At 66.1% G+C, this 20,374-nt stretch carries 15 protein-coding genes and 1 pseudogene; 6 read left to right on the top strand and 10 right to left on the bottom strand.

Features of this window, described 5'->3' with window-relative positions:
- The first annotated feature begins 72 nt into the window (after positions 1 to 72).
- From DEW08_RS01360 to DEW08_RS01345, 5 genes and pseudogenes are all read left to right on the top strand, one after another.
- Complete coding sequence (locus tag DEW08_RS01360; RefSeq protein ID WP_146214607.1) at positions 73 to 1,833, top strand: MobA/MobL family protein; 1,761 nt, start codon at positions 73 to 75, stop codon at positions 1,831 to 1,833.
- Complete coding sequence (locus DEW08_RS01355; protein ID WP_109323818.1) at positions 1,833 to 2,150, top strand: hypothetical protein; 318 nt, start codon at positions 1,833 to 1,835, stop codon at positions 2,148 to 2,150. The genes DEW08_RS01360 and DEW08_RS01355 overlap by 1 nt, the downstream gene beginning before the upstream one ends.
- Positions 2,151 to 2,301: 151 nt before the next feature.
- Positions 2,302 to 2,598 (top strand): annotated as a pseudogene (locus tag DEW08_RS31865) (very short patch repair endonuclease); the annotation flags it as partial.
- A 78-nt stretch (positions 2,599 to 2,676) separates the two neighbouring features.
- Entirely contained in the window at positions 2,677 to 3,960 is a 1,284-nt protein-coding gene (locus DEW08_RS01350) for a DNA cytosine methyltransferase (protein ID WP_168220208.1), read from the top strand.
- A gap of 140 nt (positions 3,961 to 4,100) precedes the next feature.
- Complete coding sequence (locus tag DEW08_RS01345) at positions 4,101 to 5,873, top strand: AIPR family protein (protein ID WP_109323817.1); 1,773 nt, start codon at positions 4,101 to 4,103, stop codon at positions 5,871 to 5,873.
- Between the two features lie 77 nt (positions 5,874 to 5,950).
- On the opposite strand, the gene DEW08_RS01340 is transcribed toward DEW08_RS01345, so the two are convergent.
- The 8 genes from DEW08_RS01340 to DEW08_RS01300 all read right to left on the bottom strand — a co-directional run bounded on the left by DEW08_RS01340 (position 5,951) and on the right by DEW08_RS01300 (position 16,347).
- A complete protein-coding gene (locus DEW08_RS01340; RefSeq protein ID WP_109323816.1) occupies positions 5,951 to 7,174 on the bottom strand; it encodes a hypothetical protein in 1,224 nt (407 codons plus the stop codon).
- Between the two features lie 103 nt (positions 7,175 to 7,277).
- The gene (locus DEW08_RS01335; protein ID WP_109323815.1) at positions 7,278 to 7,556 is read right to left on the bottom strand and encodes a helix-turn-helix domain-containing protein; all 279 of its coding nucleotides are present in this window, start codon (positions 7,554 to 7,556) and stop codon (positions 7,278 to 7,280) included.
- Positions 7,557 to 8,127: 571 nt separating this feature from the next.
- On the bottom strand, positions 8,128 to 9,594 hold the full coding sequence (locus DEW08_RS01325; RefSeq protein ID WP_109323814.1) for an asparagine synthetase B family protein: 1,467 nt from the start codon (positions 9,592 to 9,594) through the stop codon (positions 8,128 to 8,130).
- 440 nt (positions 9,595 to 10,034) lie between these two features.
- A complete protein-coding gene (locus DEW08_RS01320) occupies positions 10,035 to 10,829 on the bottom strand; it encodes a DUF2189 domain-containing protein (protein ID WP_109323813.1) in 795 nt (264 codons plus the stop codon).
- Between the two features lie 180 nt (positions 10,830 to 11,009).
- Positions 11,010 to 12,428 (bottom strand): acetoacetate metabolism transcriptional regulator AtoC, encoded by a 1,419-nt coding sequence (gene atoC, locus DEW08_RS01315; RefSeq protein WP_109323812.1) that lies wholly within the window; start codon positions 12,426 to 12,428, stop codon positions 11,010 to 11,012.
- Complete coding sequence (atoS, locus tag DEW08_RS01310) at positions 12,425 to 14,284, bottom strand: two-component system sensor histidine kinase AtoS (RefSeq protein WP_109323811.1); 1,860 nt, start codon at positions 14,282 to 14,284, stop codon at positions 12,425 to 12,427. The genes atoC and atoS overlap by 4 nt, the downstream gene beginning before the upstream one ends.
- A gap of 168 nt (positions 14,285 to 14,452) precedes the next feature.
- On the bottom strand, positions 14,453 to 15,703 hold the full coding sequence (locus DEW08_RS01305) for an NAD(P)/FAD-dependent oxidoreductase (protein WP_245986062.1): 1,251 nt from the start codon (positions 15,701 to 15,703) through the stop codon (positions 14,453 to 14,455).
- A 275-nt stretch (positions 15,704 to 15,978) separates the two neighbouring features.
- The gene (locus DEW08_RS01300; protein ID WP_245986060.1) at positions 15,979 to 16,347 is read right to left on the bottom strand and encodes a DUF1289 domain-containing protein; all 369 of its coding nucleotides are present in this window, start codon (positions 16,345 to 16,347) and stop codon (positions 15,979 to 15,981) included.
- 216 nt (positions 16,348 to 16,563) lie between these two features.
- On the opposite strand from DEW08_RS01300, the gene DEW08_RS01295 reads away from it, so the two are divergent.
- The gene (locus DEW08_RS01295; protein WP_109323809.1) at positions 16,564 to 17,895 is read left to right on the top strand and encodes an MFS transporter; all 1,332 of its coding nucleotides are present in this window, start codon (positions 16,564 to 16,566) and stop codon (positions 17,893 to 17,895) included.
- Positions 17,896 to 17,937: 42 nt separating this feature from the next.
- On the opposite strand, the gene DEW08_RS01290 is transcribed toward DEW08_RS01295, so the two are convergent.
- Together DEW08_RS01290 and DEW08_RS01285 are read right to left on the bottom strand one after the other, a co-directional pair.
- On the bottom strand, positions 17,938 to 18,858 hold the full coding sequence (locus tag DEW08_RS01290; RefSeq protein WP_109323805.1) for a DMT family transporter: 921 nt from the start codon (positions 18,856 to 18,858) through the stop codon (positions 17,938 to 17,940).
- Positions 18,859 to 18,998: 140 nt separating this feature from the next.
- Entirely contained in the window at positions 18,999 to 19,982 is a 984-nt protein-coding gene (locus tag DEW08_RS01285) for a LacI family DNA-binding transcriptional regulator (protein WP_168220223.1), read from the bottom strand.
- Positions 19,983 to 20,374: the final 392 nt, after the last annotated feature.

Genomic DNA, 20,374 nt, shown 5'->3' with positions numbered 1-20,374 from the left:
ACCAGGCCCGCCAGTGAGGCGCTATTCCGTCTCGAGGTAAAAATCGGCCAGCGGTCGGCGGGGCGCTCTGCCGTGGCCGCCGCCGCCTACCGGGCGGGCACCAGGTTGAAGGACGCCAGAACCGGCCGGACGTACGACTACTCGCGCAAACAGGGGATCGCGGCGACTTTTGTCGTAGCGCCGCCTGGGGCCCCGGAGTGGGCCTACGACCGGGCCGAGCTCTGGTCGCGCGTCGAACTGGCCGAGAAGCACCCCCGGGCGGCGACCTTCCGCGAAGTGCTCGTCTCGCTCCCCCGCGAACTCCCACCGGGAGAGCGCGAGGAATTCGTACGGCGCGCCATCGCGCCATACGTCGCCGCCGGAGCCATTGCCGACGTGGCCCTGCACGAACCGGCTGCTGCGGACGGCGACGAGCAGCCGCACGCGCATGTTCTATTGACCCCTCGCGCGCTCGACGCGAGCCGAGACACGGGGTTCGCCAAGGCCAAGAACGCCACGCTGGAGGCGATGTTCGAGAGTGGCGGCCGCCACGGTGGCGCCCCAGGCGAAGCCCTCCGGCGCGAGCGCGCACGTTGGTGCGAGGAGATCAACAACACCTTGCGCGCCGTCGGCAGCGTCGCACGCGCCGACCACCGGAGCCGTGCCGAGCGCGGTCTCTCCGACGCCCCGGAGCCGCTTGTCGGGGAGCGCGACACAGCCAGGTGGCGCCGTCAGCGCGACGCCGGGAAGCCGCCTCAGCCTTCGCGCCGACAGCAACACGTCGGCGCTGTCCGCGCCCGTCGCCGGGCGGAGACAGCCCTTCTCACAACGGAACTCAGCGTAGCCAGGGAGGACCCGCTCATGAAGACGAAGCAGGGCACGAAAGTCGAACTACTGCGCCACCGTTTCCCCGACCTCGACCTCGCCGACGCCGCGTCGGCGCTGCACATGGTCGACGTCTCCAAGGCCGACCGCACCCGCATTTTGACGACCGGCGGCGGCTGGGTCGAAGTCGACCACGGCGGCGGGGCAATCCGGCAATACGGCAATCGAGACCTGGTCGCCGCCGACCTGGCGCGGCGCCTCGCCGACGCCCAGGGCTGGGAGCAGGACACCGTTGAGTGGTTGCCCCCCGCCCTGCGCGCCGGGCGCGGCCCCGCTCAGTCGCCGCCGACGCCAGAGCAGAGGCACAGCCTTGCTGAGAGGTGGAGAGAGCGCGGGTACACAGACGTCACGGAAGCCCGCGACGGCGTATGGATCGGCGTCGGCGCGGCGCGGCTACAGGACACCGGGAACAGGGTGACCGTCCACGGCCGCGTCAACGACGATGCTATCCGCGCCCTGGCCGGGAAGGCCAAGGAGGAGTGGGGCGGCCGCATGGAAATCTGGGGCCCGGACGACTTCAAGGCCCGGGCATGGTTGGAGGCGCAGCGCCAGGGCGTCGTCGTCACCAACTTCGAGCCCCCGGAGCGCGTCCGCGAAGCGTGGGAGCGTGAGCAAGCCAAGACCGCCACTGCCCGCGCCGCCGTCGGGCGCGTCGAAGACCGGGCTGCCACCGCTCGAGAATGTCTGGCGTACCTGCGCGGTGAGTCGGAGGACCCGCCGACGCCGGAACTCGGCGCGTACTTCGACACTCTTCCCAAAGCCGACCGGGGCCGCTTGGCAGGCAAGGAGCCGTACGAACTTGTCCCGGAGGTGCAGGAGTGGCAGCGCCGGGGCGTTGCACTCGCAGCCGAGCAGCCCGCAGCCGGTCCGGCCGCGCCGAAGCCGACCACGCCCGGCCGGCGTCCTGCGGACGCCGAGGACGACGGCCCGGCGCCGCCGTATGGTCCTCCGCCTCCGGCTCCGCGCTGATGGAGGACCCGCTCCTGTCCGTCGGTCGCCTCTCCGGCCCCGACCGGCGCGCCGTCCGCGCCGCGAAGGACGAGGCGGCCGGGGTGCCCGACGCCCTCGTCGCCGCGGCATGCGCTCACGTCCGAGCGCGTTCGCGCGGCTTGGACGCCTCGCCGTGGCCCGCGCACGAGGAGGTCCTCGACGGGACACCCGATCTCCGGGCGCTGTTCGCCGCCGTCGATAACTGGTCGCGCCTGAAGCGTGAGGTCGAAAGGAACCGCCGGGCGGCCGTCCGCCGGTGGCGCTCTCTCGGCGCTGCCCTGCTGACCTGCCGCTAATCCGAAGCAGGTTGCCTTTTCGACGGGCGTATGCAGCCCAGCTACAGGACGTGCGGTGCATCCGTAGTGTTCGGAGCCGAACCCTGACACAATGTGTTGACGTCTTAGTCAATTACCGGGACTCTGGACTGGAACTGGACCACGACGCCCCATGGATAAGATTTCTCAGGAGCAGCGCAGCCAGCTGATGTCGCGCGTACGGAGCGCCGACACTTGGCCGGAGATGGTCGTGCGTCGTCATCTGCACGCTGCGGGGTTGCGTTACCGGCTCCATCGCCGCGACCTTCCTGGGCGCCCCGACATCGTACTGCCTCGGCTGCGGCAGGTCATTTTTGTCCACGGATGCTATTGGCATGGCCACGACGCATGCGATCGTGGGACGCGTCGACCGAAGTCGAACTCTGAATTTTGGGCACGGAAACTTGATCAGAACCGTGCTAGGGATGCGCGCGTTGCGGCCGAACTCCGGGCAATGGGCTGGACTGTGGTAATCGTGTGGGAATGCCAGGCGAAGGAGCTTTCGGCCTTGGACAAGGCGCTGGAGCCGGTCTGGCAGGCAAGAAAAGAAGCAAGAGACGAGGACGGGAATGGCGGCCGGGGAACTGATTGGACGGTGGCGGACTTGTGCAGCGGCGCGGGCGGCATGTCCGCGGGCTTCGCGCGGCGGCAAGGGTTTCGCATTATCGGCGCCATTGACCTCGAACAAGGCAAGCCGTCAGGAGGCGCAGGCTCGCTGGAGTGCAACGCAACCTATGAAGCAAACATCGGCATACGCCCTGTCGATGCGGACCTCTTGGAGTACGAGCCGGAGCAGTTCCGCGAACACGTGCGTGCTACCCAAGGTGTTGACCTGAAACCGGGTACGCTCACTGTTCTGAGCGCCTGCACTCCCTGCACAGATTTTTCGCGTACGAATCCGAACAACCATTTGCGCGATGGATTGCGGAACTCGTTGGTGGCCCGGGCGGGCGACTATGTCGAGGCGCTCCGGCCGGAGATTATGGTGATGGAGAATGCCCGGGAGCTTCTGATGGGAAGGCAGGCGCATCACTTCGAGAGACTGGCCGAGCGCCTTTCCAGGCTCGGATACGATGTGAAGGCCGAAATCCACTTTCTGGACGAATTTGGTCTGCCGCAGATTCGTGAGCGCGCCTTGGTAACAGCTTCCTGCGTCAGCCCTGCCCGCGGGCTGAGCGACCTGTGGGAAGGCTACGAAGTGGACGCGCGCGCAACGACGGTTCGCTCCGCCCTGTCCCGCCTCGGTGAGTGGCGACGGATACGCCCTGGAGACAAGATGGAGGTTGCGCCGGGCATGACGCCGGAGGTGATGCGGCGCTTGGACGCCATCCCGCCTGATGGTGGTTCTTGGCCGGACCTCGGGCGTAGCGCGGCTACGTTGGAACTCATGATTCCGTCCATGCGCGAGCGGTGGGAGCGGCGCGATCTCGGATCGCATCCAGACGTCTACGGACGTATGTGGTGGGATCGTCCTGCGCCGACGATCAAGCGGGAGTGCGCACACGTCGGGAATGGTCGCTACGCTCACCCTGTCGAGTCGCGACTTCTCACCGTCCGTGAGATGGCGACTATTGCCGGGTTCCCCTTCGACTACTCGTTTCCAGCCCGGGCGATGGCGAACCGCTACCGCCATATCGGTGATGCTGTCCCGCCGGTGATCAGCTATCAAATTGGAGCCGCGGTGAAGTGGATGCTTACGGGAGAGCGTCCGGTTCTGGCTGATATGGTTTTGCCAAACACAACCCTCAGGGTCGATGACATCCGCAGCGTCGCACGCATCGCTGCAGAGTAGGCTGAGGGAGGACCCAGCCATGCCCGCGGCGGGACCGGCGCCCGCTGGGGATTTGTGATTTCACTCGGTATCTTGAGGTTGTATAACGCTGTGTCCTAACGCACAGATGCTCCATATTGTCCTAGCCAGGGGATCCCATTATGCACAAAGTTGTTGAGCAACACCTGAAGGACTTTAAGAGCCGCTTCGGGGTGGCTTTTGACCGTGACAAGAGCTTCGAGGCTTTCCTGAGCTACTGCGTACTCAGAATATATTCCGCTGATAATGTTCAAGCGGATACGCTGACATATGATGGGGATGATCCAGGAATAGATGGTATCTTGTTCTTTGTTGATGATGTCTATGTGTCGTCCATCGACGAAATGAAAGATGTGTTTAAAAAAAGCCGCCGCGATGTTGATGTTATTATAGCAATGACGCAGGCAAAAACCTCGGAGTCGTGGGACAAAAAAGAGATCAATGCATTTCAATCAGCTATATTGGATTTTTTGAGCGACTCTCCGCATTATCCTCACGCCAGTTATATAGCTGAAAAAAAAGAGCTATTTGATGAGATTATTAAGAATGTAGGGAAAATCCGTGGAGGAAAACCCCAAATTCATTGCTTTTTCGGAACCACTGCGCGCAAGACAACAGCGCGCGAGATCACCGCAGCATTCCGAACCTTGAAGCGAACGGTTGATGATACAGGCTTTTTTTCTGATGTCGTAGTTGTTCCTGTCGATCGTGACCACATAATTGAAATGTGGGACAATGCCGACGGGCCTGTTGAGGCAAACCTGACTGTGTTTGCGAGTGCTCCTTTTCCGAAAACGCCAGGCGTTGAGGAAAGCTATGTCGTCACAGCGCGCGCGAAGGATTTTGTTCGGAACGTCCTGTCGGATAAAAACGACAATCTCCAGAAAAGGATATTTGAACAGAATGTTCGTGATTACATTGGTGCTGACGCGGAGGTGAATGCAGAAATACTTGAAACTCTGAGTCACGCTGATAAGCAGAAGCGTTTCGGTATGTTGAATAACGGCATTACGATAGTCTCCCCGGACGTGCGCGTACAAGGAAATGAATTCTATTTGCGAAACTTCCAGATCGTAAATGGGTGTCAGACTTCGCATCTTTTGTTCGAAAGCCGGAAGGAGCTTTCTGAAGATGTTACGGTGATGCTCAAGGTTATTGAGACATCAGAGCCTGCTGTCGTTGACGAGATTGTGAGGTCTACGAATAGGCAGACCAAGGTGCAAGACGATCAGTTTCTTGCGACCCTTGATTGTATGCGATCGATTGAAAAGTTCTTCAATGCGCGTGGCGCCGACGAAGAGCATCGGCTTTATTTTGAGCGACGGAAGAATCAATTCTGGAATGAAGATAGCACTCCAGCTGAGATTCGCGTTTTTGATATCAAGAGCATTGCGCGATGCACCGGCGCGATGTTCTTCGATAAACCTGATCTCGCCAGCCGGTATCCGAACAGGCTTACAGGCGAGCTCAGTAATATGGTTTTCCGAAGTGAAAACGTTGAGGATATTCACTACACTGCTGCGTATGCGTCTTACAGACTTCAGCTTCTCTTTAGTAACCAGAAGATAGATTCAAAATATCGCCAGCTTAAATGGCACATCCTAATGTCTATAAAGTACTATGTCGCAGGAGATGGGCTCCCGCAGCCAACGTCGAACAAGATTAGGAGCGTTTGCGCGCAAATCGACAAGTTTATGAGCGGCAACGACGACGAGACCTTGGCCCGTATCCAGGGGATTTGCGCGCTTTATGATCCAATGGATGGAGCGGACCGAGACAAGCTGAAGGTTCACTCCTTTATCCAGGAGGCCAAGAAAAAAGCCGTTTCTGCTTATATAGCTCGAAGAAAGGAGGAGGAATCCTCTGCGAAGTCTGCCAAGAAAAAGAAGATTTAATAGTCGAGGGTGCCGTGACGGCAGCAGGCTGCTGCCGTCACGGTATCAAGCGATAGTCGATCGCCTTGCCATCGCCCTCAGCCAGCGGGCTGCGGAAGGCCGCACCAGAAGGCCAGACGCTTCTTAAACATCAGCCAATGCTCAGGATGGCGCTCCCGGGCGCCGTTCCATCCCCAGGCGTAGTAGAGATTGAACACGTCGGAGAATCGCACAACGTCCTTGTTCTGAAGCGGCTGACGACCCGACTTCCGACCGGTACCCCCGTGGACAATGTCAGGAGTAAGAGCGGCCATCATCAGGAAGCGATCGGCCTGCACCTCGTCCTTCAGATCGCGGCCGCCCAGAGCGAGGCGCTCGTGAAGATTTGCCGGGTCAGTAGCTGTTTTGATCTCACCGACAACGAATTCGTGAACTTTTTGCTGGCGCTCGTCCTTATGCTGGCGGACCGCCTCATACTCTTTCAGAGCGTCCGTGGCCGTGTCGTACGACTTGTCCAGCGACTGGAAGATGGCGACGTCCGGATTCGCGCGAACAGCGATGCAGCGGCCATTCCTCAGCAATATCGCCTGCAAAGGTTTAAACCCCTTTGCCTTCATGGACTGAAAGATCGCGGCTGGCGTCCTGGCTCCGGCTGGCGGCAGTTGCCCGACCATGTCCTTGATGGCTGTCGGATCAATCTCCAGCAAGGCGTCGTGGATCGCTATGGCGGCGCCCAGCGTGCCGACTTTGCCGACGTCGTTCCCACTGCCACCATGTATGCCGACATGCCGATGGTAGGGAAGAAATAGCAGCGGGTCGAAGCCTTGGCTCCGTAGTTTAGCCAAGCTGCGGTTCACTCTTGTGACCTCAGCGGAAAGCGCGGCTGCGGACAGACCAGCAGGCAATTCGTTGCCTTCCTTCGCCGTCCGTATTTTTCGACGGGCGACGGCGCTGGAGAGAATTGGTAATAGCGCCCGGGACATTTTGTCGGAGTAGCCCGACATCTGGATATAGAGGCTGACTTCAGGCTGGGTTGCGGCAAGCGCGATCTGATAATGAAGGAAGAGGGCGCTAGGGAGATTATGCCCCTGGACCTGCCCGGCTGTCAGTCCGCTGGCTCCTAGAAGCCAGGGGTCCGTCCAGTCGGGATTGTATTTCGCTTCCATCGCCTCGAAAGGCGGGTCGGTCACGACCGCGCTCAGTCCGTCGACCACGCCTTGTACTCGCACGTCCGCGAATGCCTCGATAAAGTCGGAAACCTCTTCGGGGGACATGGCGCAGCGGCTTAGTTGCTGCTGGAATTGTTCGAGGGTAACGGGCATCTCGGCATCGGGTGCAGGTTGCAGTCCCAGATGTGGAGCACAATTTGCATCTTGGAGTCGAGCCCCTATGTGCCCTTACCAGCCTCGGCGGCTTGCGGGTCGGTCATGCGGATTTCCCGATCATCAACTGGCTGGCCTTGGTCGGGCGCCCGCGCCGACGGCGAGGGATGGCGGACACTTCGGGCGACGGAGGTGCGGGCACGCGGTGTGCTTCGATCCACGCAGCCAAATCGGACGCGGCGAACAAAGTGCGGCGACCGATGCGGACCACGGCAGGACCGCGGCCCTTGTACACAAGGTCACGCAGCGCGCCGGGCGTGAGCCCGAGCAGGGCGGCGGCATCGGGGTACGAGTATGCGATGGGGGAGATGGGTGCGGACATGCTGACGGTCTCCGACGGGAGCCGTCGGCGCCATCCACACGCGCCGAACGAGGAGGAAGAGGTTGATGCGGTCCCGGCCTGAGTCCGCGGGGTGCCTTGGTGGGGTGGCTGCTGGCTCAGCGCAAACAGTGTCGCCAGATCATTTACACGGCCGGGCGCAAGGACGCCTCGAACAATTGGCTACCACCTTCGCGGCGCCGGGCGCAAGCGGTATCGTCGCTGGAGGTCGCTCAGCGGCTTAGGATCGCTCGACGATTGACGGCCCATCATGGGTACTGGCACAAATTTGGCACAGTTGACCGCGACCCATGGCGATGCCCGGCGATGTGAAGCGATATTAACGCGTTGATTTTTCTATATTGACGGGGCGGACATTAAAGCTGATACTGCCCTCCGAAGGCAGAGGTCGTGAGTTCGAATCTCGCCGGGTCCGCCACCTCCCTTTCAAATCGAATGGCTTAGCGTCTGCCGGACACCGGCGGGGCGAGGCCGTTCTGTGTCCGGCCGCCGGAACAGCTCCTGGGACCGGCGCGAAGCCGGGGCGTTTCACCCCGGCCTTGCGCCCGGACCGTCAGCAGGGCTGGCGCTGGAACCTGTGCTCGACTGCGGCGCGCAGCTTCGCCAGCCGTCCGGGCAGCCGCCGGACCTGACCGACCAGCCGGCTCTCCGGCGGGTTGATGGGCAGGCGCAGCAGGTCCGGCGCCATGCGGCGGACCAGATCGGCCTGATGCTGGCTCGCACGGCGCAGCTCGGGCGGAAGCGACAGGGCCAGCGCCAGGAACTCCGCGCAGTTGGCCGGCTGGACGAGCTGCCGGCCGGTCAGGTCGATACCCTGGTTCAGGGTGGACAGCCAACCGGCGACCCGCTGCTCCAAATAGAAGCGGTCGCGCAGGTCGAATCCCTCCACCGGCACCCGCGACACCCAGACCAGCCATTCCGCCAGCGCCGCCCGGTGCGACGGGCCGTTGTGCAGTGCGCCGCGGAAAGCGGTGAAGATGCGGTCGGCGCTGCCGGGGTCCGCCGGGTCGAGCCCGGGCGGCAGCCGCCCCCAATAGAAGCCGCGGGCGACCTCGAAGACGCCGCCGTTCAACACGCTCGTCCCTTCCGGCACCGCATCCCACGAGCCGCGGGCGAAGAACTCCACGTCCATCCCGACCGTATGGCCGGCCGTATGCTGCGCGAAGAGCTCCCTGCGCCGCCGGTCATCGGCTCCGAACGGGATCAGCCGATGGCGGAAACCTGCGATCTCCGCCAGCCTCGGTGGGATCTGCTGATCCGATGCCGCCATGTGCGGGTAGCGGAAGGTGACGGTCTCCACCTCGATCCCCGCCCGCAGCACCGTGGCAAGCAGCAGCCGCGTGTCGTAGCCGGCGGTGAGCTGCAGCATCAGCGGGCCGGCGGCGCGCTCGAAATTGGCAACCGCGGTCACCAGCAGACTTTCCATCCGGGCCAGTGTCCCGTCATAGCCGAGGCCCCGGTCGGCCGGGACATAGGGCCGGCGCGGCCGTACCGTTCCGTCCGCCAGCATCAGAACCTGCGAGGGCAGCAGGCGCCGCACGCCGGCCAAGCCGGACTGCGGCGGCGGGTACCAGTCCAGCCCGGCCTCGTGCATCAGGGGACGCGAGCCCATCGCGGCGACCGCCGGCACGGAACACCCCGGAGTGACCAGCGCCGGGCTGGACGAGGCCGTCAGCCGGCCATCCCGGCGGGTGAAGAAGACGCCCAGCGTGCCGCCGGCGTCCATGTGCAGCTCGCGCTCGCCGATCAGCAGCCAGCGGCCGCTCCAGCTCCGGTAGGCCGGCTCCAGGTCGCCGCTCCGGCTGGCGGCGATCGCCTCGACCGGATCCGGCCGGTCCGGCCGGGACTGCGCGGCGACCCCCAGCAGGTGCCAGACCTGCCCGTCCGCGTCCGCCACCCGGTACACCGGCAGCGTCGGACAATGGGACAGGACCATGCCCCCACCGCAATCGACGGCCGGCCAGCCGGGATAGACCTGGTGCGGCTCCGCCGCGAGAATGAACTGCCTTCTGTGCAGCATGCCCCGTTTCCTCCACGCGACTTCGTTTTGCGAAACGTCGGGTGTCGTGGAGCCGGCAGAACCGCTGCGAAGGCGTGGGAGCGGCGGTCCTGTGTCGGGACGGGCTCGGAAGGCTGGGCAGTCCGTCCGGCATGCAAGGGGCCGGGGCACGACGACCTCAGGTCGCGCTGTCCGGCGTCGGCACCCGGTTCGCAGGCGGTCCGGTCGGCGGCGGGGAGGACACTCCCGAATCCTCCGCGCAAGAGGCGACCGCCCGTGCAACGTTTCGTTATTCCACAGGCAAAATACGCGGATCGGGGTAAGCCGGAGCAGCCCCTCAAAGGAGCAAGCGCCCTCTGCGCCCGGCAGCAGCCTGGACGAAGGAACTTGTATGGGGGCAAAGCGGCTCAAACGGGCAGCACCGCCGCGGCCTGCCGGGCCGCGGCGGTTCCGTCGTTCCGTCAGGACCGGGCGACCAGATCGCGGTAGCAGTGCCAGGTCGCATGGCCCAGCACCGGCAGCACCACCAGCAGGCCGAGGAAGCCGGTCAGGAAGGACAGTCCGATCATCCCGGCCAGTACCGCCGCCCACAGCAGCATCGCCGGGATGTTGTGGTAGACGGCCTTGGCGCTGGTGAACATCGCGGTGAAGACGTTGGTGTCGCGGTCCAGCAGCATCGGGATCGCCACCACCGACAACATGAAGACCGCGGTCGCCAGCACCGCCCCCACCACCGTTCCGGTCAGCAGGAAGGGCAGCGACTCCGCAGAGAAGAAGATCCGCGTCACGATCTGGTCGAGCGGCGGCGGATTCATCGAAAAGAACATCATGAACAGGATGAAGGCCCAGCGGATCCAGGCGAAGAACAACATCAGCAGGGCGAGCCCCATGGCGGCGATCTGGCCGGGATTGCGCCGGAAGGCGAAGGCAACGCGCAGCAGGGTCGGCCGCTCGCCCGCCTGCATCAGCCGGCTCGCCTCGTAGATGCCGACCACCAGCGCCGGCCCGACGATCATGAAGCCGGCCGCCGCCGGCAGGACCAGATAGTGATAGCCGGACAGCGCAAGCCCGAAGACGACGAAGTAGCTGGAGACGACCGCCAGCGCGCCGTAGGCAAGGCCGATGGCGGGGGCCGCCAGGAAGTCGTGCCAGCCCGCCTTCAGCCACTCCAGCGGACGATCGCGGCCGACGGCGTGGACCGCGGGAAACATGCCGGTGCCCTCCGCGACGCCGCGGTGGGAAATGATGTCGCTCATGCCGCTTCCTCCCCTGTTTGATCGCTTATAGATCGCGGGCAGGCGGCCATCGCCGCGACCTGCGGGCACTGGCCGCACGCCTTTATGGAAAAGAGATGGGAGGAGGATCGCCCCCGGCAATGGAGCCAGGGCTTGACGGCGGAGATTTTGCCCCGGCCGCCGGCCGGATCGGGAGGCGGGTCAGGAAATGTCGTATTCCTGCAGCTTGTAGAGCAGCGACCGCCGGCTGATGCCCAGCTCCTGCGCGGTACGCATGCGGTTGCCCTCGTTGCGGGCCAGCGCCTCCGCCACCACCCGGGCCTCGAACCGGCTGACCTGTTCGCGCAGGGTGCCGCCACCGGCCGGCGCCCCGGCCCCGGTAGTCCCGGCGGCCCCGGCGACCTCATCGTCGTCGTCCCCCGCGCGGCCGGCGATGTGCTCCGGCAGGTCCTCGGCGACGATCATCTTGCCGGTGCTCATCACCACCGCGCGCTCCATGGCGTTGGACAACTCGCGGATGTTGCCCGGCCAGTGATAGGCCAGCAGCCGCTCCATCGCCTGATCGTCGATGCCGCCGACCTCGATCTGGTTCTCCGCGGCGAAGCGCTGCAGGAAGTGGCTCGCCAGCAGCCGGACGTCCTCGGGCCGCTCGCGCAGCGGCACCGTCTTCAGCGTGACGACGTTCAGCCGGAAATAGAGGTCCTGGCGGAACAGGCCCTGGCGGACCATCTCCTCCAGGTTCCGGTTGGTGGCGACGATCACCCGCACGTCGGTGCGCACCACCTCGGTGCCGCCGACCCGCTCGAACTCCCGCTCCTGCAGGACGCGCAGCAGCTTGACCTGCAGGCTGGGCGAGATGTCGCCGATCTCGTCTAGGAACAGGGTGCCGTGCTCGGCCTGCTCGAACCGGCCGCGGCGGCGGGAGACGGCGCCGGTGAAGGCCCCCTTCTCGTGGCCGAAGAACTCGCTCTCCAGCAGACCCTCGGGCACCGCGGCGCAGTTGACCTTGACGAAGGGGCCGGCGCTGCGCGGGCTGTTGTAGTGGATGGCCGCCGCCACCAGCTCCTTGCCGGTGCCGCTCTCGCCGGTGACCAGCACGGTCGCGTTGCTCTTGGCGACCTTGGCGATGGTCTGCAGCAGCTCGCTCATGCGCGGGCTGGCGGTCAGGATACGGTCGGTGCGATAGCTGCTGGACAGTTCGCGGTGGAGCGCCGCGATGTCGTCGCGCATGCTGCGCATCTGCAGCGCGCGCCCGACCAGCAGCAGGATCTCCGCGATGTCGAAGGGCTTGATGACATAGTCGAAGGCGCCTTCCTTGATCGCCTGGACGGCGGTGCCGACCTCGGCATAGGCGGTCATCAGGATGACGGCGGTCGCCCGGTCGAGCTTGCGGATCTCGGCCAGCGCCTGCAGCCCGGTCATCCGCGGCATGCGGATGTCCATCAGCACCACCGCCGGCCGCTGTGCGGCGAAGGCGGCGACCGCCTCCACCCCGTCGGCGGCCGTGGTGACCGCCATGCCCTCGCGCGACAGGACGGCCGACAGCATCTGGCGGATCGCCTCGTCGTCGTCCACGACCAGGACGGCCGGGGTCTGAACGGTGGGGAACGGGGTGGTCATGCTTGGTCGGCCGGGCTGTGGAGGAAGGGAATGCGCAGGGTGACCGTCGTCCCGGCGCCGGGGGTGCTGGCGATGGTGATGGTCCCGTGGTGAGCATCCACGATCCGGTGCGCCATCGCCAGCCCCAGGCCGGTGCCGTTGGGCTTGGTGGAGAAGAAGGGGTCGAAGACCTTGTCGAGGTTCTCCGGTGCGATGCCCTCGCCGTCGTCGGCGACCGCGACGATCGCCACCCTCCGGTCCCCCTCCCCCGTTTCCGCCGCGGTGACGACGCGGATGCTGCCGGTCTCCGGCGTCGCCTGGCTGGCATTGATGATCAGGTTGAGGACGACCTGCTTCAGCGCCTCGCCGTCGGCCTCGACCAGCGGCAGGTCGGGGGCGAGGTCGAGGGCCATGCGCGCCCCGGTCTTGCGGCCGGCGAGCAGCGATACCTCGTGGATCAGGTCGTTGAGCTGCACCGACCGGATCGCGGGCGGGCGCGGCCGGCCGAACTCCAGCAGTTCGGTGACCAGCCGGTTCAGGCTGTCCACCTGCCGGACGATCAGCGGGGCGTAGCGCTGCCACTCCTTGATGTCCTCGCAGCTCTCCAGGAACTGCATGAAGCCGCGGATCGAGGTCAGCGGGTTGCGCACCTCGTGGGCGAGGCCGGCGACCAGTTCGCCGAGCGCCGCCAGCCGGTCGGCCCGCATGATCTGCGTGCGCAGGCGCCGCTGCTCGGTCAGGTCCTTCAGCACCACCACCGCGCCGATCGCCTCGCCCCGGCTGTTGCGCAGCAGGCTGCTGGAGACGTTGAGGTAGAGCGTCTGTTTCGGCGCCGGGAAGTCCAGCGCCACCCCGACATGCGGCCGTCCGGTCTTCAGCGTGTCGAGCAGCGGGCTGGCGAAGCGATGGTCCGGCTTGAACAGCGACTCGTAGGGCTTGCCGATCACTCCGGCCGCGGCGACGCCCAGCATCTGCTCCGCCGCCGGGTTGATGGCGGTGACCTGCCCCGCCCAGTCCACCGCGATCACACCGTCGGCGATGCTGTTCAGGATGTTCTCGGTCAGCGACCGCGCATCCAGCAGGGCACGCGCCATGCTGTTGATCTCGACCGCGATCTCGCCCACCTCGCCGCTGGGCGGCGCGATGACGTGGCCGAGGTCGCTGCGCATGAGCATCAGCCCCTCGTTGATGCCGCGGATGTCGCGGGCGATCCGCCGCGACAGCGCGTGCGTCAGGCCAAGCCCAAGCAGGATGCCGCCCACGCTGACGGTCAGCACCGACCGGTCCATCGCCGCCGCCTGCCGCTCCACATCGTCGGACAGCTCGTTGGCCCAGATATAGCCGATCACCGTCCCGTCGCGGAGGATGGGGAGCATGGCGTTCAGGATGAAGCCGCGCACCTGCGGCCCGCTCTCCACCGCCTTGTGGCCGCTTTCCAGCACCCGCCAGCCGGGATGCTCCGGCGGGATGCTGGTGCCGACCGTGGTGCTGTAATCGCGGCTCGGCCCATAGGTGATGATGGCGTTCAGCGCCTTGCTGTAATAGCCGACGCCGACGCCCGGATTGGCCGCGGCGACGAGGTCGGTGAAGGGCGTCAGCTTCGCCGACAGGCTGCGGATCGCCGCCTCGCGGTCGTCACCGCTCTGCCCGGCGTCCGCCAGCAGGGCGTCGTAGCCGGGTCCGAGATTGGCGTCCAGCAGCCGGGCCAGGCCGAACAGCTTTTCGGTCTTCTCCTGCACCAGGGCCTGCCGCCCCTCGCGCTCCAGCAGATAGCCGGTGAGCGAGATCGGCAGGAACACCACGGCCAGCGAGACCAGAAGCAGCTTCCCCCGCAGCGTGTTCGGCAGATAGCCGCGCAACCACTCGACCGACCGCATGACGCCCACTCCCTCCGGCGGGCGTCGCTCGGCGCCGCCCGGCCCTGCGGCCATAGCAGATTCGCCCTGGACCGGACACGGCAAAGCGGAGTGGGGCCGCCATGCGCGGCGGGCATTGCGCGGGACGCCTCCTGCGCGGAAGGCTGCCCCGGCGGCCCGCGGCGAAGGTCAGACGCCGTCGGCCACCACGGCAGCCTCCTGGATGCGCTTCATGCCCAGCAGCTTCAGCACATAGCGCTCGTACATCGGGGCGCTGACGCCCTTGCGGACCTTGCGCAGGAAGTAGCGCTCGAACCCGACCTTGGCGAGATGCACCCAGCGCCCGTGCGAGGACCAGTTGACGTTGCGCGGCGGGATCTGCGGCATGGCGGCGAAGGCGACGCCGCTGTCGCCGAAATCGGCGAGGCACAGCGCGTTCCAGGTCGGCTCCTCCGTCGGTTCGCGGCCGTCCAGCAGGGAGCGGATGTTGTGCGCCGTGGCGGTCACCATCGTCTCGATCATGTAGCCGGTCTTCGGCACGCCCACCGGCACCGGGGTCTTGCCCACCGGCGGAATGGCGATGCAGACACCGACGCCGAAGATGTTGCGGTAGGTCGGATTGCGCTGGTGCTTGTCGGTCAGGACGAAGCCGCGCGGATTGACCAGCCCGTCCACGCCCCGCAGCGCGCCGATGCCGCGGAACGCCGGCAGCATCATGGTCAGACGGCTGTCGATGACATGCTTCGCCTTTTCCTGGCCATCCTCCCCCATCTCCGTGACATGGACGGCGGCGGGCTCGAACCGGTCGGTGCGGGCATTGACGATCCACTTGATATGCCGCTCGCGCAGGGCGGATTCCAGAAGGCCCTTGGTGTCCCCCACCCCGTCGAGACCGAGATGCCCGACATAGGGTTCGGAGGTGACGAAGGTGATCGGAACCTTGTGCCGGATCTTGCGGCGGCGCAGGTCGGCATCGACGATCATCGCGAACTCATAGGCCGGACCGAAACAGGAGGCGCCCTGGACCGCGCCGATCACCAGCGGGCCGGGATCGCGGCAGAACGCCTCCCACCGCCGCGCCGCCTCCACCGCGTGGTCGACATGGCAGATCGAGATGGTGTTGGCCTGCGGGCCGAACCCCTCGATCTCGTCGAAGGCGAGCTCGGGACCGGTGGCGATGACGAGTTGGTCATACTCGATCCGGCTGCCGTCGTTCAGTTCCAGCGCATTGGCTTCGGGCACCACGCGCCGGCAGCCGACGGTGCGGAAATCCACCCCCTTGCGCCCCAGGGGACCGGCAAGGGGGATCGTGATGTCTTCCCGCTTGCGCCATCCCACTGCGACCCAGGGGTTGGACGGGACGAAATGGAAATGGTCGACGTTGGAGACGACGGTGACCCGATCCTCCGGCCGTGCCAGATCCTTCATTTCGTATGCCATCGGAATGCCGCCGATGCCTGCCCCAAGAATGACGATATGCGCCATGACTGTTTCCTCTTCTGAACCGCGCCCGCTCCCCGGTCGCCCGGCAGCCCCCGCATTGGCCGGCGGACACCGTGATGCCCCGGTCGGGTCGACCCCGGATTGTCCGGAACGGCGCCCCGTCCTCCGCCACCGTCCGTTGGGCTGATAAATTAGATTATTCTAATGATAGGCGCAAGACAGGAGTCCGGGTCCACCACCAATGGGCACCGATTGCTGGCCCGGAGCTCACGTTAGCCGGCGCGGGTCGCCTCCAGCCCGTCCCGCTCGGCACGCAGAGCAGTAAGCTTGGCCTCCAGCTTGGCGATCTTCCTGGCGAGCTTGCGCAGACGCTTGGCCTCGTCCTTCCGCTTCCGCTGCGGCGGGCCGGTGACCCCGGCCGTGCGGATGCGGTCATTGATTGCGGCCCGGACGTCCTCCGGCAGGCGCTTCCAGCCCTTCACCTCCGCCCGTGTCCGCCGGCAGCCGAGGCAGGTCCCGGCTGCGTCGAACCGGCAAAGCTTGATACAGGGGTTCCGCGTGTCGGGCATCGCCGCCGCGCGCGGCGGGCCCGCCTCGACGGCCCCGCTGCCGGCCGCCGCCGGCATGGTCTTCAACGTCATCGCGCCATCGCTCTCCGATCGGGCTCTCGCGCAGAAAGGTGGAAACGGCGGATCGGGAGCGCAACAGTCTCGCGAATGATTTTTATTCGCGGATCCAGATCGCCCTGAACGCCCTGGCCGGACACCGGCGCCTTATGCTTTGCTAGGAAAACGGAATGTCTTCCTGCGGCCGGTGTTGAGGGACGAAAACCGCCACACGGGACGAAGGGGGAGACGATGCAGGAAGCGTCCTCGCCGGGGCCGGCCGCCATCCGCAAGATCACCTGGCGGCTGATCCCCTTTCTCGGTCTGATCTACCTGATCGCGTACATCGACCGCCAGAACGTCAGCTACGCGAAGCTGCAGATGGTCGGCGACCTCGGGCTCAGCGAATACGCCTACGGGCTCGGCGCCTCGCTGTTCTTCATCGGCTATTTCCTGTTCGAGGTGCCGAGCAACGTCGTGCTGGAGAAGGTCGGGGCGCGGCTGTGGTTCACGCGCATCATCCTGTCCTGGGGGTTGGTCACCATCGCGCTTGCCTTCACGCAGAGCACGGCGATGTTCTACATCCTGCGCTTCCTGCTCGGCGCCTGCGAGGCCGGCTTCTTCCCCGGCGTGCTCTATGTCCTGACGATCTGGTTTCCGTTCGAGCACCGGGCGCGGATGGTCGGGTCCTTCATGATCTTCAGCGCCGTCGCCAACGCCATCGGCGCGCCGATCGGCGGTGCGCTGCTCGATCTGGACGGGGCGCTCGGCCTGCGCGGGTGGCAGTGGGTGTTCGTGGTCACCGGGATTCCGGCGGTGCTGATGGGGGTGGTCACCCTGCTGTACCTGGAGGACCGGCCGGAGACCGCCCGGTTCCTGTCCGACGAGGAACGGCGCTGGCTGAGCCAGACCCTGGCCAAGGAGGACCGCGACATGCGCAAGACGGTCCACGCCAATCCCTTCAGCGCCCTGCTCGACCGGCGGGTCATTCTGATGTCGGCCTACTACATCGCCTTTCCGCTCGCCGCCTACGGGCTCAGCTATTGGCTGCCGACCATCGTGCAGGGCTTCGGCGTGTCGAACACCGCCAATGGCTTCATCAACATCATCCCCTGGGTGATCGTGGCGGTGGCCCTGCGCGTCGTGCCGGCCATGGCGGCGAAGTCCGGCACCCAGACCCCCTACATCGTCGGCCCGGCGCTGTTCGGGGCAGCCTGTCTCGTCCTCAGCGTCTATGTGCCGGGCAGTGCCGTGAAGTTCGCCTTCCTGTGCGGGGCGGCAGCCGGCATCTTCTCCGCCCAGCCGGTGATGTGGAGCCTGCCGTCGAGCTTCCTGACCGGCGCCTCGGCCGCAGCCGGCCTGGCGGCGATCAACTCGGTGGGCAATCTCGGCGGCTTCATCGCGCAGAACGTCGTCCCCTGGATCCGCGACGAAACCGGCAGCACCATCGCGCCCATGCTGTTCCTCGCCGCCTGCCTGACGGTGGGCGCGCTGATGACCTTCCCGGTACAGGCGGTGATCCGCCGCCACCGCGAGGCCGGCATGATCGCGCCGCCGCCACGCAGGGCCAGCCTGTCGCATTGAGCGGGGCCGGGAACCGAGGCGAGGGTCGACGGGGCCGGCCGCTCAGCCCTGCGCCCGCCGGCGCTCCCGCGCGATGATGTAGAGGCCGGCGGCGGTGATCATCGCCGCGCCGGCCAGCGTCGTGCCGCTCGGCATCTCCTGGAAGACGAACATCCCGAACATCATGGCCCAGACGAGGTTCGTGTAGTTGAAGGGCGCCACGGTGGAAGCCTGGGCGGCGAGGAAGGCGCGGATGATGCAATAGTGGCTGAAGGCGCCCATCACCCCCAGCATGACCATCATCGCCCCGTGCAGCGGCGTCGGCGTCACCCACTGGAAGGGCAGCAGGGCGCTCAGAACCGCCGTCCCGACGATGCCGGTGAAGAAGAAGGTGGTCGGCGCCGGGTCCGCTCCCTTCAGCAGGCGCGTGGCGATCTGGTAGCAGGCGCTGGTGGTGGCGGCGACGAAGGGCAGCAGATAGATCCACTGCAAGTCCAGCGTGCCCACTCCGACGCCCGGCCCAATGATGGTCAGGGCGCCGGCCAGCCCGACCATCACCGCCACCCAGCGCCGCCAGCCCACCCGCTCATGCAGGATGGGAACGGACAGTGCGGTGATGATCACCGGGATCACCGTCATGATCGCGGAGAAATCGACGAAGGGCAGGTACTTCAGGCAGACCGTGCTCATCAGCGTCAAGGCGCAGAGCAGGCCCGAGCGCAGGAGCTGCAGGCCCGGCCGGGCGGAGCGGAACAGGGCCGGGTTGTGCCATCCGATCAGCAGGATCGCCACGATCAGATGGACCGTGAAGCGGCCCCAGGCGACCTCGATCACCGGGTAGCTGCGGGTCAGCACGCGGGTGGTGGCGTCCTGCGTCACGAACACCAGATTGGCCAGGACCATCCAGGCGATTCCCGCCATCGGCGACGATGCGGACTCCGCCGTGACCCGGCCCGCCGTGCCGCTTACGCTGCTGCTCGTCATCCCCGCTCTCTACCCCGTCCCCTGCCGTACCCGGCTGGTCCGGGTCCCTTACACGGTAGCAGGTACCGGCAGCGGCAGTAGGGCGGAGTGGCGGGATCAGCCATGCCCTTAGCGCACCAACCTTTTTTGGACAGACGCCGTCAGGCGGCGGTCCGGCGGACCACCAGATCGGGCTGGACGAGGTCGACCGTGCGGCGCGCCGGCGCGCCCTCATAGATCTCCAGCAGCATCGCCATCAGCTTCCCGATCTGCAGATCCAGGTTCGGCCGCACCGTGCTGAGTCCGAAGGCCGGCCAGCCGGCCATCGGGATGTCGTCGAAGCCGAGGATCGCCACATCCTCCGGCACGCGCAGCCGGAAGGTGGCTGCGGCCTGCAGCGCGCCGAGCGCCATGATGTCGTTGAAGCAGAACAGCGCGTCCGGCGGCTCCGGGGCTGAGAACAGCCGCGTCGCGGCCTGATAGCCGCCCTCGAAGCCGTTGTCCTGCGCCACCCCCTCCAGCACCGGCAGGCCAGCCGCCTCCAGCGCCGCCGCGAAGCCAGCCCGGCGCCGGCGGTTGGCGTCGGTCGCCGCCGCCTTGGTGATGTAGGCGATCCGCCGCCGCCCGCTCTGCACCAGGAAGCGCCCGCCCATCCGGCCGCCCATCTCGTTGTCGCAGGCCACGCCGCCCAGCCCGCCGCCCTGCCGGCCGAACTGGAAGACCGGCGTGTCCAGCCCGCGAAGCTGCTCGACCACATGGTCGGACACCGTGCCCCCCAGCACGACGATGGCGTCCGCCTGATAGTCGAGCGCATGCATGGTCGAGCCGGTGAGGTCGTGCTGCCGCGTTTCGGGAATGACGAGGGCCCGCTTGTCCGCCTCGGCGATGGCGAGCAGCAGCTTCTTCAGGACGAGGTCGATGTAGGGATTGTCGATCTCCGCCAGCAGCAGGGCGATCAGCCCGGTGTTCTGTCCGGTGAGCGAGCGGGCAATGGCGTTGGGCCGGTAGCCCAGCGTCTGCGACGCCGCCATGATGCGCCTGCGGGTCTCCTCCGACACCTGGCCGTCGCCGAAGCAGCGCGACACCGCCGAGCGCGACACCCCCGCCAGATCCGCGACCTGCTGAGCGGTCACCCGCGATCCCATCGTCCCATCCTTCCCCCGCTCCGGCCGCATCCGCCGGTCGCCGATCCTGGACCGGGAGCGCGCGCAAGGGCAAGGCGGCTCTGGCGACCGACGGGACGCGGTTATTGCACGCGCGTGCAGTCCTGTTGTCAATGAAGCGCCGATCCTGCCGCTCCGGATCGCAGCCCGTCGCTCTGCCCGCTCACGCTCCCCGCAAGCTTCGTTGATGATGCGGCGCACCATCGGGATTTTCGCCGGATTCCCCCTCGGCGGCAGTTGACACTGCTTCGCCGCTCCAATAGCTTGGTCAACGAATGAACGCGCGTGCAGTCCGGCCGCTGGTCCAGGCCCGTCAGCCGCCGTCGTTCCAGACCTCCCCGCCGCCCTGCGGCGTCGGGGCAACAACGGATTTC

Origin of the sequence: Azospirillum thermophilum, from assembly GCF_003130795.1 — a bacterium.
GTDB lineage: Bacteria > Pseudomonadota > Alphaproteobacteria > Azospirillales > Azospirillaceae > Azospirillum > Azospirillum thermophilum.
The sequence above is the reverse complement of the archived record's forward strand: the minus strand, read 5'-3'. Positions and strand labels throughout refer to the sequence as shown.